This window comes from Algoriphagus formosus, assembly GCF_002807035.1.
GTDB lineage: Bacteria > Bacteroidota > Bacteroidia > Cytophagales > Cyclobacteriaceae > Algoriphagus > Algoriphagus formosus.
The window spans coordinates 17,380-31,134 of sequence record NZ_NIUC01000002.1 but is presented as its reverse complement, the minus strand read 5'-3'; the positions used below and the strand labels follow the sequence as shown (position 1 = coordinate 31,134).

Sequence of the window (13,755 nt, the reverse complement as noted above, 5' to 3'; positions counted from 1 at the left end):
CTCTCAAGCTAGTATTTTATCCATCGTATCTTCGAACCGATCCAATAGGCGAGTATATTTCTTTACAATATTTTCAAAAAATTCAGGCTGCTTGTCTAATTCGTATATCGGATTGTATTGAATCCTGTCAATCACCATATCAAGCCAGGCTTTTCCATCATCAATCAGATCTGCATGAAAGGCCTCTACCGTTAGGTCTCGGGAACCCGTAAAAGGGCCTTTTCCGCATCTTTTTAGATAAGATTTTATGACTTTCAAAGCTAATTCATGTGCCACTTCAAAATTGGCAATCAGTTCCCTTTTCCGAGATTCAGATAACTCTCTCAATCGAGCTTGCTTGACAAAAATCTGTAAATCTTCCAAAGCTATTTTGAATTCCTGAAAGCAGTCCTCACAGGATGGCGGCATGGATTTCATTGGATTATCGTTTAGGTTTTGGTCTTTTAACTCTTTTCGAAATTTCTTTCGAACTATTCTCTGAGACCTTATTAAAGCTAAGGATAAATCAACAAGTCTTCAAAAAAAAGAGGGCCGAAGCCCTCTTTTTATCGTACTGTGTAGCTTTGCATGAATGGTTGGCCATTGGATGCTACCCCCTCTATCAGCAATTTTCCGCTGTAATCTTCCAAAAACTTACCCACCTTTTCCGGGTTGTTTGCGGGCTCTCTGTTGATCTCTGTGATGACAAAACCATTGCGAAGTCCTAAGTCTCGGAGATAACCTCTTGAAAGAGCCGTAATTTTAATTCCGTAGGAAATACCCAACTTATCCTTCTCAATTGTATTGACTGCTTCGAGCCGGGCACCTAGCAGTCTTGAGCTGTAGTATTCCCGCTTCAATACCCCTGTGCCACCTTCCAGATTTTGTAATGTCAGGGTTGTGTTGTTGGCTTTTCCATCTCGGGTGTAGGTAACTGGAATTTTATCTCCGGGATAGTGATATGAAAGCGCTTCTTCGAAACTTCCCATTCCTGTGATGACTTGATCGCCGATTCGGGTAATCACATCATTTCGCTTCATGCCAGCCTGTTCAGCTGCTCCATTTCGAATGACGTGAGTGACAATCACTCCATCGAGGGATTGAATTTTCATTTCCTCCGCCAATTCAGGAGTTATCTCTACCGCCTCAATTCCAGGAATGGCTTTTTGTACCTCTCCATATTTGATTAGGTCATTGGCTACTTTCATTGCGATGTCCACCGGCACAGCGAATCCATATCCTGTGTAGGAACCCGTTCGGGATAGGACAGCTGTATTGATTCCAACGAGTTCTCCATTTACATTGACGAGTGCTCCGCCTGAATTCCCCGGGTTAATGGGTGCATCGGTTTGGATAAAGCTTTCCAGAGGAAAGTCACCTCCCAAAATATTGATTTGACGCTCCTTGGCAGAGACAATCCCTGCAGTCACGGTGGAGGTAAGGTTGAAAGGATTGCCGACGGCAATGACCCATTCTCCGATTTGAAGGTCTCGAGAACTTCCTTTTCTAATTGCCGGTAAATTGTCCGCTTCAATCTTGAGTACTGCGATATCTGTGTTTTTGTCAGTTCCAACCAATCTCGCTTGATAGGTTCTTTTCTTATGAATCACCTCAATGGTTTCTGCGCGGTCTATCACGTGATTGTTGGTGACAATGTATCCATCATCCGATATGATTACGCCTGAGCCAGTACTTACTTGTTGGGTTGGCCCAGTACCAAAAAAGTAATCAAACATGCTGTATCGGCGGGGATCACTACCAGAGAAGTTTTTGATAAAAACAACTGACTCCGTACTGTTTTCAGAAGCAGCTACGAAAGAGATGGGAGGGTTTGTCGCAAAACTTCTAGGTGTAGATTCAGGAATTGTAGTGTTTAGGACTTCCGATCTCTCTGCCATCGGGCTAGGGGAAGTGTAGGTTTCTTTTTCCGGGGCGATATCTGCAAGTGTCCAAAATGCGGCTCCAGAAATGCCTGCCAAAAAACCCACTAGGGTAGTTTTGAGTAAATTTTCCATACGCTTTCTTTTCTCAACTTGACGACCAAAATTCATTTCTGTTGGGCGAATTCACATATTTTAAGCTTGCCTAGCTCAAAAACTTTTCCTTTTGGGAAAAACTGACGATTTGTACCTGTAAATTCTCAGCATCTTGTAATTTTGTCAGCTATTCTAAAAACTTTCCTATTCGGAGTCTGTTTTTCCATCAAATCAAAAAAATGAGCGAAGTAAAGCGCGTAGCCATCCTAGGGAGTACAGGTAGTATCGGTACACAAACCCTGGAGGTGATCCGTCAGCATCCTGAGAACTTCCAAGTCGAAGTACTTACGGCCCAAAATAATTGTGACTTGCTGATCAAGCAGGCCCTAGAATTCCAGCCAAATGCGGTAGTAATTACCAATGAATCCAAGTATCAGGTGGTGCGAGATGCGCTTATTCCACATGATATTAAAGTTTTTGCTGGACCAAAAGCCCTTGCTCAGGTGGTGGAAATGGAAACCATCGATGTGGTTTTGACAGCCTTAGTGGGTTATGCAGGTTTGATTCCCACAGTTCATGCGATCAAAGCTGGGAAGCAAATTGCGCTAGCCAATAAAGAAACCTTGGTGGTAGCAGGAGAGATTATTACCCAATTGGCCAAAGAACATGCAGTTAATATTTACCCGGTCGATTCGGAACACTCGGCAATTTTTCAGTGCTTGGTAGGAGAGTGGCACAATCCGATTGAGAAGATTATCCTGACTGCCTCAGGTGGCCCATTCCGTGGCAAAGACAGAGAGTTTTTGGCAAGCGTAACCAAGGAGCAGGCACTGAAACATCCGAATTGGGATATGGGTGCTAAAATCACTATCGATTCGGCTTCGTTGATGAATAAAGGCTTGGAGGTCATCGAGGCAAAATGGCTTTTTGGATTGACTCCCGAGCAAATCGATGTAGTTGTTCATCCTCAGAGTATAATTCATTCCTTGGTGCAGTTTGAAGATGGCTCGATCAAAGCACAACTCGGACTTCCTGATATGCGTATCCCCATTCAGTTTGCGATGAGCTATCCGGATCGATTGAAAAGCGATTTCGAACGATTTGATTTCTTAAACTATCCAAATTTGACTTTTGAAAAGCCGGATTTGAAAACATTTAGGAACCTTCAATTGGCCTTTGACGCTTTGCATAAGGGTGGAAATGCTGCCTGCCTTCTCAATGCTTCCAATGAAGTAGCTGTCGAGGCATTCCTAAAAGATGAGATTGGCTTCCTTCAAATGTCCGATTTGATCGAAGATGCCATGAATCGGGTTGATTTTATCAGCCACCCAAGCCTATCAGACTATGTGTCGAGTGACGAAGAAGTCCGGGCTATTTCTTATGAATTAATTAAAAAGTATAAATAATGGATACATTGATTATGGTGGGCCAGCTCTTATTGGGATTATCAATCCTAGTAGGCTTGCACGAGTTGGGTCACTTATTGACTGCCAAGATGTTTGGCATGCGGGTGGAAAAATTTTCGATTGGTTTTCCTCCTAAAATTGCGGGATTTCAGTGGGGAGAGACAGAATATTCGATTGGAGCCATTCCTTTAGGGGGCTTTGTGAAAATATCCGGTATGGTCGATGAGTCCATGGATACAGAGCAGCTTTCTACTGAACCTCAGCCTTGGGAGTTTAGATCTAAGCCAGCCTGGCAAAGGCTGATCGTAATGCTGGGAGGGATTATAGTCAATGTGATTACAGGTATAATTATTTTTGTGATCCTGGTTTACAATAACGGAGAGACCTATTTTTCTAGAGATCAGATTATCGAAAATGGAATTGTTGCATACGAATACGGTGAATCCATAGGTTTTCAGACCGGAGACAAAATCTTAGATGTAAACGGTCAACCTTACCAAAGCCTAAATGAACTGAGCAGTGGCAGTGTGCTGCTTTCAGAAAATGGATACTACACCGTAGATCGTAATGGGGAGCAGGTCAAAATCGAAATTCCGAGAGGCTTTATCAATTCATTCAATTCCGAGGAAGCCTTCGCTAAGTTTGTTTCGATCCGCTTTCCTTTTGAGATTTTGGATGTGGCACCTGGAGAGGCTGCTGAGACAGCAGGACTGGAAGAAGGAGACAAGATTTTAGCTGTCAATGGTCAGCAGGTATATTATTTTGATGAATTACAGTCGGCCCTAGCTGACTTAAAAACTCAAGAAGCGCAACTTTTAATTGAATCCGATGGAGTAAGGGACACTGTTAGAGTTCCTGTATCAGCTGAAGGAACGATCGGAATAGCAGCCAATCCACTGATTGAGCCTGTGAAGCGACAATTTGGTTTCGCTGAAGCTTTGAGCAAAGGAACGGAGCGAGCATTTGGAGTGGTGATCATCAACGCCAAGGCTTTGGGTAAGATGTTTACCGGTGAGGTCTCTGCGAAGAATGTGAGTGGTCCTATTGGAATGGCAAAAATCTATGGCAATTCTTGGGATTGGGGTAAATTTTGGAGTATCACTGGTTTGATTTCCATGATCTTGGCCTTTATGAACTTATTGCCGATTCCGGCCTTGGATGGAGGTCACGTGATGTTCCTGTTGTATGAGATGGTATCCGGAAGAGCTCCTTCGGATAAATTCTTGGAAAATGCCCAAAAAGTCGGAATGGTAATTCTCTTGGTTTTGATGGTATTCGCGATAGGAAATGACATTTTGAAAATATTTACAGGAGGTTGATGGCCTCGAGAATTTACCAAGTAAAAAAACCGAGTCATAAGGCTCGGTTTTTTATTTTTTGACGAGAATCAAAAGAAAAATTTATTTTAAGGAAGCTGTAGTTTTTAATCATTTTTTTCTGATTTTCGCCCAACTATAAGATTGATTTATGAGGCTAATTTTCCTATTGCTTTCCACTCTGCTTTTCCAGCTTACAGTGCTGGGTCAAGCAGTTTCTCCTCCTTCACAAAGTGCCCAAGATTACATTGTTCGGCTTGATGGGCAGAAGGTGCAAGGTCAGATTTTAATGGATTTTAAAAAAGTGACTTTCGATCAAATCGAGTTTCTTACACAGGGAGGAGAGGTTGAGGTTTTTCTACCAGGGGAGCTTCTTGAGTTTGGTTTTGAATCTGGCCGGGTTTTCAGAACCTATGAAATTCCTGCAAAAGGCAACTTTGTTTTTGGACAACTTCTATTTAGCTCCTCTCTTTCGTTGGTGAAGTTTGTGGGTGATTTTTATATCGATAATGGTTCCGATCTTTTCGAATTGAAAAAGTCAAACCGGACGGTAGTCTATCAGGGACAAAAAGTTAGCAAGCAGATTAGAGAATATGTTGCTACACTTAAGACTCTGATGGAAGGAGAATGTGGGACACAGCTTGCAGCTTCTATTGAGAAGTCAGACTTGGTAGAGTCTAAACTGATTGATCTTCTCGAAATGTATCATAAGTGTCAGGGTCAGTCTTATGATGTTTTTGTAGATCGGTCTCCATTCTTAAAATTAGGATTTGCTTTGGGAGTTGGGGTTTCTGCTGAAAATTTCATTGGGGAGAAAGTCAGCCAGTCTCGGCAGGATCAAATTTCAATTTCAGCCTACCCGCATTTTTTCGGTGGACTGACTTTGCACTCTTTTAGAAATACACCTCGTTTTCAGTTGGAATTGAGAGCATATTATTCCTCATTCTCAGGGGAGATCAATTCAAGTTTTGAAGGATCAAACGGATCACTCGAAATTGGCGAACAGCCATTTAATGGAACAAGAATTCATTTTCCCATTTATCTCAATTATCTCTTCTTGAAAAAGGGTCGCACAGTCTTTTCGGGAGGCCCAATGGTTTCAGTTGTTTCGCAGGAAATCACCTATGAGAATGGCAGGATAAATAATTGGAATTCCAGTCGAACCGAGGTAGTTACCTTTGACCGAAACCATGTACAGGGTCTCTCTTCTACCGTGACTTATGGAGCCAAGCTTTCTAGTATTACACCAATAGGTTCAGATTTACAGCTTCTGATAGAAGCCCAAGTGATGCCCATATCAGATATATTCAATGTAGAGCTACCCAATAATAGTCGTAGTCATTCCAGTTTGATTTTTTCAATTTCCACAGGTATTCGATTTAGATAAATGAAAAGTTTACGCATATCCCTCATTTCCGCAATGGCTTTCATTTTGGTAGCTAGTTGCAGTGAAGAGCAAGTAGTTCCCCGCACAAATCCTCAGGTAAAGATGAGTGCAGTGGAAAATGAAGCTTCTCTTGGAGTTAAGTTTTCAGCTACTATTCAGGATTTTGGTTCGGATCAAATCATAGAGCATGGATTTATCTATGCTCAAACCACTAATTTTGAATACGGCGAAACAGAAGGTCCAAAAATTGGAGGTGGTGAGCAAATTGCTTTTTCAGGAGCACCTTCGGAATCTTTTTCGGAAATAGCCAAAGCTGGATTGCAAGGTGGCAAAAGGTATGCAGTAAGAGCTTATCTGAAAACAGCTGAATATACTGTTTATTCCAGCCCATTAAGTTTTACCAGTCAGACCACATCCGGTTTTCAATTTGAAAGGTTGCAATATGCCGAACCTTTGTATTTCGGTGATACAGTGACAGTTTTTGGAAAGAATCTGAGTAATCAAATCAGTAACTATGCGGTAAGCGTCAATGGACAGGCAGTTACTGTTTTTGATTTGCAAAAGGAAAGCTTTCGATTCCTTCTACCCTCAATGCTTTCCTTCAATGCTCCCTATCAATCATCTTCATATCTGGAATTTTCATTTGATATAGCGGGTAAATCTTTGGGTATAATTGAAGAAGTGAAATTTAGGGAACCCGAATTCTCAATTAACCCTGTTCCACAGAATTATGGGCCCAGATTGGAGATTAAGGGAAAATACATGCGGTCAGATGCTTCTTATGTGATTGCACGATTGGCCAATGGGGAGGAAAGGACATTGGACGCTGTATATACAGATAGCGTAATCTTTTTCCAGTCCAAAGTGGCTTTTGAAAGCCTGAATCCAAAGCTCAGTGTTGTAGTAAGGGGAAAGACCTATGACTTGGAAAATGCGGTTCGCCTCAATCCAACCGAACTTGAGCCTGATCAATCTATCAGGGTTAAACTTGGTAATACGATTAGTTTAAAGGGGGTCAATTTCAATTCTGAAATTCCAGAGGCCAATGAGATTATTTTAGACGAAGGAGGGCTTTATTTTCAGCCAATTTCCGTTACGAATGACACTTATTCTTTTCAATTGAACTACAAAGAGCATCCCTATGGAAGACAAATCCGAGTTCGGTCAAAAGTGGCTGGAAAGGTTTCAAATAACTCTGCGGAGGTTTTCTTGACGGATCCGGGTATTCCCATCATGTCTTACAGCGGAGTGCAGTTGACCTACGGCGAGTCATCTATCGTGACCGTTGGTGATTTTGTTTACCAAAGAGATGGAAGGAGGGTTTTTCGAATTGATCCAAAAAATAGAAAGGTTACCCAATTGTTTACTCTTCCTGTAACTGGATACGATAAATTTGTTTATTACTACCTTCTCACAGATGGGCAAAAACTGTTTCTTTATGATGATTACTACTCCTACGGAAATGAAGGAGGTGTTTTGACTGTCATTGATCCAAATACTGGAGATAAACAGGTCTTTCCGTCTATGCCTTTCCTTATCGAACAGCCAGAAGCTATGTATGCTCAGGATGGGGCATTTTATATCGAAGGAGGATTTGTCAGAGGTGAGTTTGATATCACGTATTCCAAAAATAGGTATAAGCTAGACCTATCAACACGAGAATGGGTTCAGTTGCCGGGCGAGTTCAAAGGCTATAGAGAGGTGAGTAAACCATATTCTATTTTTGATTTTCAAGGAAAGAAATATGCCTTTTCAAACGAAATAGTTTCTAATCAAGAAAGGCTGGTGTTGAAATCCTTCAATCCATCTACCGAAAGCTGGATCACTGAAAAGACCTACCTGGAAAACTATCAAGTGTTACGCTTCCCATCGGTAGCAGTGGGAGACTATGTTTTTCCCCAATTTAGTCAAAACCATGACTTACGAATTAGGTGGGGGACAGATTCATTTGAAAAATGGGACCGAGGAGTTGGCCAATTTAATTTTCTGGAAGGCTTTACCTTTGGGTTTAATGGCATGTTTTATCAAATCGGGATACAGTTAATCTGGGAGTTTGATCAGAGTTATTTTTGATCTTTTTTTAAACAATCCAGACTTAAAAAAAGCAGGAACAATTTGAGTTTGAGATGGTAATATTCTAGGCAATGCTCGAATTCGCTATTTTCCGTCGCTACGTCGAGATATTATCATGAGATTCTGGAAAGACTTTGGGTACTTTTAATCCTAAGGTCTGCCAATCTGACCCGAATAAGCTTTGGCACAGCCATTGAACTTTATGGAAGAACCTTTGTAGATTGAAGGTTCTTCTTTTATTTAAGCCAAAACCGACAGCTTGTCTGTCAAAATGTCTATATGAGTCAATTCGAAAAATCCCTGCTTGAAAATTTGATGGTCAGTGACTTTGCCAATGAGGGTGACCTCATCCAATTGATCACTGAGGAGGATGACAGTCAGCAGGTGTCAGATACATTAAAGGAAGAGATTCCAATACTTTCAGTGAGAAACACAGTGCTGTTTCCGGGTGTGGTCATACCGATCACTGTAGGAAGACAGCGCTCTATCAAACTGGTCAAAAAAGCACAAAAAGGCGATAAACTAATCGGAGTTTGTGCCCAGATCAATCCGAATACAGATGACCCAAGCTGGGAAGACATCTATCAAATTGGTACCGTCGCGAAAATCGTCAAAATGATCGTGCTTCCCGATGGAAATACCACAATCATCATTCAGGGTAAGAAAAGGTTCCAAATCACTGAACAGGTTACTGAGGATCCTTATTTTATTGCGAAAGTAAAATACTTGGAAGAAAACTTCCCGAAAAGCTCAAAGCGAATTCAGGCATTGGAAGAGTCTCTCAAAGATGCTGCCGTTCGCATTTTACATTTAAATCCTGAAATCCCACGGGAGGCACAGGTAGCCCTAGATAATATTGATAATACACCATTTCTAACCCATTTTCTTTCTTCCAATATCAATGCTCCTGTAGAGTCTAAGCAGCGTCTTTTGGAAATCAACGATGGAGTAGAAAGAGCTACGCTACTTTTGGAGTACATGATGAAGGATATTCAGATGCTGGAGCTGAAGTCCGAAATCCAAAAAAAGGTGCATACCGATATCGATCAGCAGCAGCGGGATTATTTTCTGCGTCAGCAGATGAAAGTTCTCCAGACAGAGCTGGGTGAAGAAGGACCCGAAAAGGAAGTCGAAGACCTCCGAATGAGAGGGGAAAAGAAAAACTGGCCAGCTGAGGTCAAAAAGCATTTCGAAAAAGAGCTTGATAAAATTCTACGGATTAACCCATCGGCAGCAGAGTACCCAATTGCATTGAATTATGCCGAGACCATGGTCGAATTGCCTTGGAATGAGTTCACCCAAGATAATTTTGATCTGAAGCATGCTCGAAAGGTGCTAGATGCCGATCACTTTGGCTTGGATAAAGTCAAAGAACGGATCATCGAGTACTTGGCTGTATTGAAATTGAAAAATGACTTGAAAGGCCCCATTCTTTGCCTTTATGGCCCTCCTGGAGTGGGTAAAACTTCCCTTGGAAAGTCTGTCGCTAAGGCCTTAGGGCGAAAGTATATTCGAATGTCTTTGGGAGGACTTCATGACGAAGCTGAGATCCGGGGACATCGGAAAACCTATGTCGGTGCGATGCCCGGTAAGGTAATTCAGAACATGAAGAAGGTCAAAACTTCCAATCCGGTATTCGTTTTGGATGAAATCGATAAGCTATCTTCTGATTTCCGTGGTGATCCAAGTTCAGCTTTTCTAGAGGTATTAGATCCTGAGCAAAACTTTGCCTTCATGGATAATTTCCTGGAGGTAGAATATGATCTGAGTAAGGTGCTTTTCATCGCTACGGCTAATTCCCTTGATACGATCCAGCCTGCCCTACGGGATAGAATGGAAATCATCGAGGTGACAGGCTATACCCAAGAGGAAAAGGTGGAAATAGCCAAACGCCACTTGGTACCTAAGCAGCGGAAAGAGCATGGCTTAAAGGCCAGTCAGATTCGTTTTGACAAGGCTGCTTTGGTGAAAATAATTGAAGATTACACTCGCGAATCTGGTGTGAGGAATTTGGAGCGAGCTATCGGTAAAGTTGTGAGGAATATCGCCAAGTCTATTGCGATGGAGGAGGAATATGACCCGAAGGTCAACGCCGAGGCAGTTCGTAAGATATTGGGTTCGGAGATTTTTGATAAGGAAACTTATCAAGACAATACCATTGCCGGAGTAGTTACGGGTCTGGCATGGACCAGTGTGGGAGGAGAAATACTGTTCATTGAATCGAGCTTGAGCAGAGGAAAGGGAAAACTTACACTTTCCGGTCAACTTGGTGATGTGATGAAGGAATCTGCAATGACCGCGCTTTCTTATCTCAAATCGAGAGCAGAGGAGCTTGGAATTGATCACCGGGTGTTTGAGCATTATGATTTGCACGTACACGTTCCTGCTGGAGCTGTTCCCAAGGATGGTCCTTCAGCTGGTATCACCATGCTAACTGCAATGGCTTCTGTCTATACGCAGCGTAAGGTAAAAACGAAGCTCGCTATGACTGGAGAAATCAGCCTAATTGGTAAGGTCATGCCTGTCGGAGGGATAAAGGAAAAAATCTTAGCGGCTAAGCGTGCAGGAATCAAAGAAATCATTCTTTGCAAAAAGAATAAGCGGGATATCGATGAGATCGACGAAAATTACCTCAAAGGATTGGAATTTCACTTTGTGGATCGAGTCAGCGAGGTATTGGACATTGCGCTCTTGAAGTCAAAAGTGGATAGGCCTTTACAGTTTTCTTTTCCAGATGAGAAGAAAGGCTGATTGAAAATCATCCAAACAGCCGCGAATCAATCCGGTTGTTTACTAAAAGAACATTGAAATGAATAAAATAGAATCTCTTACTCCTAGTCAAATTGTCGTGGAGCTTGATAAATATATCATCGGACAAGGCGACGCAAAACGAAATGTGGCTATTGCACTTCGAAATCGTATACGTCGGATGATGGTCAAATCTGATATTCAACGGGATATCGTCCCCAATAATATCTTGATGATTGGATCAACTGGGGTTGGTAAAACCGAAATTGCACGTCGCTTGGCAAAAATTGCCCAAGCACCATTTACCAAAGTGGAAGCATCCAAATTCACTGAAGTAGGCTATGTGGGCCGAGACGTGGAAAGCATGGTCAGGGACCTGGTTGAGCAGTCTGTCCATCTCGTGAGAGAGGTCAAAAATGAGGCGGTAAAAGCTCGGGCAGCTGAAGCTGTGGAGGAGCAAATCTTGGATATTTTAATTCCTCCAGTCAAAGGTGCTGGATTCAGGACAACTCCCGTAGCAGCGAATGCGGATGATGAGCCATCGGATGATAGCGAGTTGAATGAGCGTACGAGAGAGCGATTCCGAGAAAAGCTTCGGAATGGCGAACTAGACGATCGCAAGGTTGAGGTCAATGTGAAGTCTGCGCCTCCAGTCGGAGTAGGTATGATAGGAAACGGCATGATGGATGATGCCAGCATGCAAGGGCTACAGGATATGATCTCAGGAATGATGCCCAAGCGTACCAAAAAGCGAAAAGTAAGTATAGCCGAAGCCCGTAAAATTCTTTTGGAAGAAGAGGTAGCGAAGTTGGTAGATTTTGACGAGGTAAAAGAAGAAGCGATCAAACTCGCAGAGAATAACGGAATCATCTTTATAGATGAGATAGATAAAGTGGCTTCCAAGTCTGGTAAAAATGGAGGTGGACCAGATGTAAGTCGTGAAGGTGTGCAGCGTGACCTACTGCCGATTGTAGAAGGCTCTGCCGTCAATACCAAATATGGAGTGATCAACACAGACCATGTGCTTTTTATAGCAGCAGGTGCATTTCATGTCAGTAAGCCTTCTGATTTGATCCCAGAACTTCAGGGTAGATTCCCTATACGAGTCGAGCTTCAGAGTTTGACACAGGAGGATTTCTCCCGTATCCTTCGTGAACCCAAAAATGCGCTTACCAAGCAATATCAAGCTCTTTTTGATGCAGAGCAGGTTTCGCTTGAATTTAATGATGAGGCCATCGAGGAAATCGCTCGTATTGCTTTTCTGATCAATCAGGAAGTGGAAAATATCGGTGCCCGTAGATTGCACACCGTCATGTCCCACTTATTAAATGATTTCCTTTTTGATGTGCCGGATACTATCGAACCCAATTCGAAGATAATGGTGACAAAGGAAATGGTGCAAGAGCGTCTAAGTACCTTGGTGAAAAACCGAGACCTTTCCCAATACATTCTATAATTGACAAGCCTCGGAGTTGTTCGGGGCTTTTTCCTTGAATGGTCAAACTGGAACTTTTTAATCTGGTTTAGTAATTTGGATTGATACTTGTTAGAATTGACTCATCACCCTGATCAATTAAAATATGAATAAGTCACTTGTGGTAATCACCGGCCATTCAAAAGGCTTGGGGAAAGCCCTTTTAGAGCATTACTTGAGTTTAGAAAGTGTTGAGATAATCGGAATATCGAGGAGTAGATTAGATATAGATTCACCCAACTTAACTCAGGTTAGTTTGGATCTTTCGGATCTGGATATATTGAAAAATGAATTGGAAGGCCTTTTTCCAGAGGATTCTTACGAGCAAATCGTCCTGGTAAATAATGCTGGCTGGATAGGAGAGATCAAACCTATCGGTAAGATGCATCCGCGCGAAATGCGTATGCAAGTCAATCTCAACTTGCTGGCTCCCATGTACCTTTCAAATGCTTTTATCAAGGCCTATAAAAACCACCCGGCGAAGAAAGTGGTCTGTAATATTTCCTCAGGTGCAGCCACAAGACCGGTAGCAGGTTGGGGTGGATATTGCAGTACCAAAGCTGCTTTAGCCATGTTTACCATGGTGGCCGACAAAGAAAGTGGGGCTTCTGACTTTAGGTTTTTCAGCTTGGCGCCCGGAATCGTAGATACTGACATGCAAGAAGAAATCCGGAAGGCAGCAGAAAGTGATTTTCCAGAACTACAGAAGTTTTTGGAGTTCAAAGAACAGGGAGAGCTTGTAAAGGCGGAAGAGGTTGCCCGAAAAATCGAGTATTTGTTGAGTAATCCAGAGGAGTTTCAGGAAGTGCAGCAAGATGTCCGCAAGTATGAGGCGCCTTAAGTGCTTTTCTTTGGATAATCAATGAAAATCAACTGGCTATTTTCTTTAGAAAACTCCTTCCAGGTATTAGCTAGGCAGGTAAATCCGCAGATACCAGCCGTGGGCAAATTATCCAGGTCCACACCCAATTTTTGAATCAAATCAGTCATTCCCGGATTGTGTCCAACCAAAAATAAAGTTTGAATGGATTCGGGTTGTTGTCTGATTACCTTAAGATAAGTGCTGGGCGGAGCGTGATAAAGGCTGGATTCCAACACTATTTTTTGATTGGTCGTGCCTAGTTCCTTTGCCACAAGGATAGCTGTTTCTTTTGCCCGCTCTGCTGTAGATGAAATAATTAAATCAGGGAAAATTTCCTTTTTTAAAAGTCGCTTTCCCATGATGGGAGCAGCCTTAAGACCTCTTGGGGCAAGCGGTCTGTCATGGTCTCTTAGCCAAGGCTCATCCCAGGAAGATTTTGCATGTCGGATTAGAAAAATTTTTTTCATTGCAACAAAATAGAATTTTGGAATTTTTGATATTTATAAACAAATATTTACATTAACAGCACGTTCA

10 protein-coding genes are annotated in these 13,755 nt (G+C 42.3%); 7 read left to right on the top strand and 3 right to left on the bottom strand.

Annotated elements, in window-relative coordinates:
- Nucleotides 1–3: 3 nt before the first annotated feature.
- Nucleotides 4–408 (bottom strand): nucleotidyltransferase substrate binding protein, encoded by a 405-nt coding sequence (locus CDH51_RS06135; RefSeq protein ID WP_232724765.1) that lies wholly within the window; start codon nucleotides 406–408, stop codon nucleotides 4–6.
- A gap of 137 nt (nucleotides 409–545) precedes the next feature.
- The gene (locus tag CDH51_RS06130; RefSeq protein ID WP_100627856.1) at nucleotides 546–1,994 is read right to left on the bottom strand and encodes a S1C family serine protease; all 1,449 of its coding nucleotides are present in this window, start codon (nucleotides 1,992–1,994) and stop codon (nucleotides 546–548) included.
- Between the two features lie 200 nt (nucleotides 1,995–2,194).
- Here CDH51_RS06130 and CDH51_RS06125 point away from each other — a divergent pair, with 200 nt between their 5' ends.
- The 7 genes from CDH51_RS06125 (at nucleotide 2,195) to CDH51_RS06095 (ending at nucleotide 13,200) form a co-directional block, all read left to right on the top strand.
- Entirely contained in the window at nucleotides 2,195–3,361 is a 1,167-nt protein-coding gene (locus CDH51_RS06125) for a 1-deoxy-D-xylulose-5-phosphate reductoisomerase (protein ID WP_100627855.1), read from the top strand.
- On the top strand, nucleotides 3,361–4,680 hold the full coding sequence (rseP, locus tag CDH51_RS06120) for an RIP metalloprotease RseP (RefSeq protein WP_100627854.1): 1,320 nt from the start codon (nucleotides 3,361–3,363) through the stop codon (nucleotides 4,678–4,680). Before CDH51_RS06125 ends, rseP begins: the two co-directional genes overlap by 1 nt.
- 148 nt (nucleotides 4,681–4,828) lie before the next feature.
- Nucleotides 4,829–6,064 carry a hypothetical protein gene (locus CDH51_RS06115; RefSeq protein ID WP_100627853.1) on the top strand — a complete coding sequence of 412 codons (1,236 nt, stop codon included), beginning with the start codon at nucleotides 4,829–4,831 and terminating at the stop codon, nucleotides 6,062–6,064.
- Complete coding sequence (locus CDH51_RS06110) at nucleotides 6,065–8,137, top strand: Kelch repeat-containing protein (protein ID WP_100627852.1); 2,073 nt, start codon at nucleotides 6,065–6,067, stop codon at nucleotides 8,135–8,137.
- Between the two features lie 279 nt (nucleotides 8,138–8,416).
- Nucleotides 8,417–10,888, top strand: coding sequence for an endopeptidase La (gene lon, locus CDH51_RS06105; protein WP_100627851.1), 2,472 nt, complete (start codon nucleotides 8,417–8,419; stop codon nucleotides 10,886–10,888).
- Between the two features lie 58 nt (nucleotides 10,889–10,946).
- Nucleotides 10,947–12,341, top strand: a complete 1,395-nt coding sequence (gene hslU / locus CDH51_RS06100) for an ATP-dependent protease ATPase subunit HslU (RefSeq protein ID WP_100627850.1) — start codon at nucleotides 10,947–10,949, stop codon at nucleotides 12,339–12,341.
- Between the two features lie 124 nt (nucleotides 12,342–12,465).
- A complete protein-coding gene (locus CDH51_RS06095) occupies nucleotides 12,466–13,200 on the top strand; it encodes an SDR family NAD(P)-dependent oxidoreductase (RefSeq protein WP_100627849.1) in 735 nt (244 codons plus the stop codon).
- On the opposite strand, the gene CDH51_RS06090 is transcribed toward CDH51_RS06095, so the two are convergent.
- Complete coding sequence (locus CDH51_RS06090; RefSeq protein WP_100627848.1) at nucleotides 13,197–13,688, bottom strand: SixA phosphatase family protein; 492 nt, start codon at nucleotides 13,686–13,688, stop codon at nucleotides 13,197–13,199. The genes CDH51_RS06095 and CDH51_RS06090 overlap by 4 nt on opposite strands.
- Nucleotides 13,689–13,755: the final 67 nt, after the last annotated feature.

Bases quoted from the DNA above. Each gene is read 5' to 3' on its own strand.
- CDH51_RS06135 (WP_232724765.1), bottom strand. From the start codon at position 408: ATGCCGCCATCCTGTGAGGACTGCTTTCAGGAATTCAAAATAGCTTTG.
- CDH51_RS06130 (WP_100627856.1), bottom strand. From the start codon at position 1,994: ATGGAAAATTTACTCAAAACTACCCTAGTGGGTTTTTTGGCAGGCATT.
- CDH51_RS06125 (WP_100627855.1), top strand. From the start codon at position 2,195: ATGAGCGAAGTAAAGCGCGTAGCCATCCTAGGGAGTACAGGTAGTATC.
- rseP (WP_100627854.1), top strand. From the start codon at position 3,361: ATGGATACATTGATTATGGTGGGCCAGCTCTTATTGGGATTATCAATC.
- CDH51_RS06115 (WP_100627853.1), top strand. From the start codon at position 4,829: ATGAGGCTAATTTTCCTATTGCTTTCCACTCTGCTTTTCCAGCTTACA.
- CDH51_RS06110 (WP_100627852.1), top strand. From the start codon at position 6,065: ATGAAAAGTTTACGCATATCCCTCATTTCCGCAATGGCTTTCATTTTG.
- lon (WP_100627851.1), top strand. From the start codon at position 8,417: ATGAGTCAATTCGAAAAATCCCTGCTTGAAAATTTGATGGTCAGTGAC.
- hslU (WP_100627850.1), top strand. From the start codon at position 10,947: ATGAATAAAATAGAATCTCTTACTCCTAGTCAAATTGTCGTGGAGCTT.
- CDH51_RS06095 (WP_100627849.1), top strand. From the start codon at position 12,466: ATGAATAAGTCACTTGTGGTAATCACCGGCCATTCAAAAGGCTTGGGG.
- CDH51_RS06090 (WP_100627848.1), bottom strand. From the start codon at position 13,688: ATGAAAAAAATTTTTCTAATCCGACATGCAAAATCTTCCTGGGATGAG.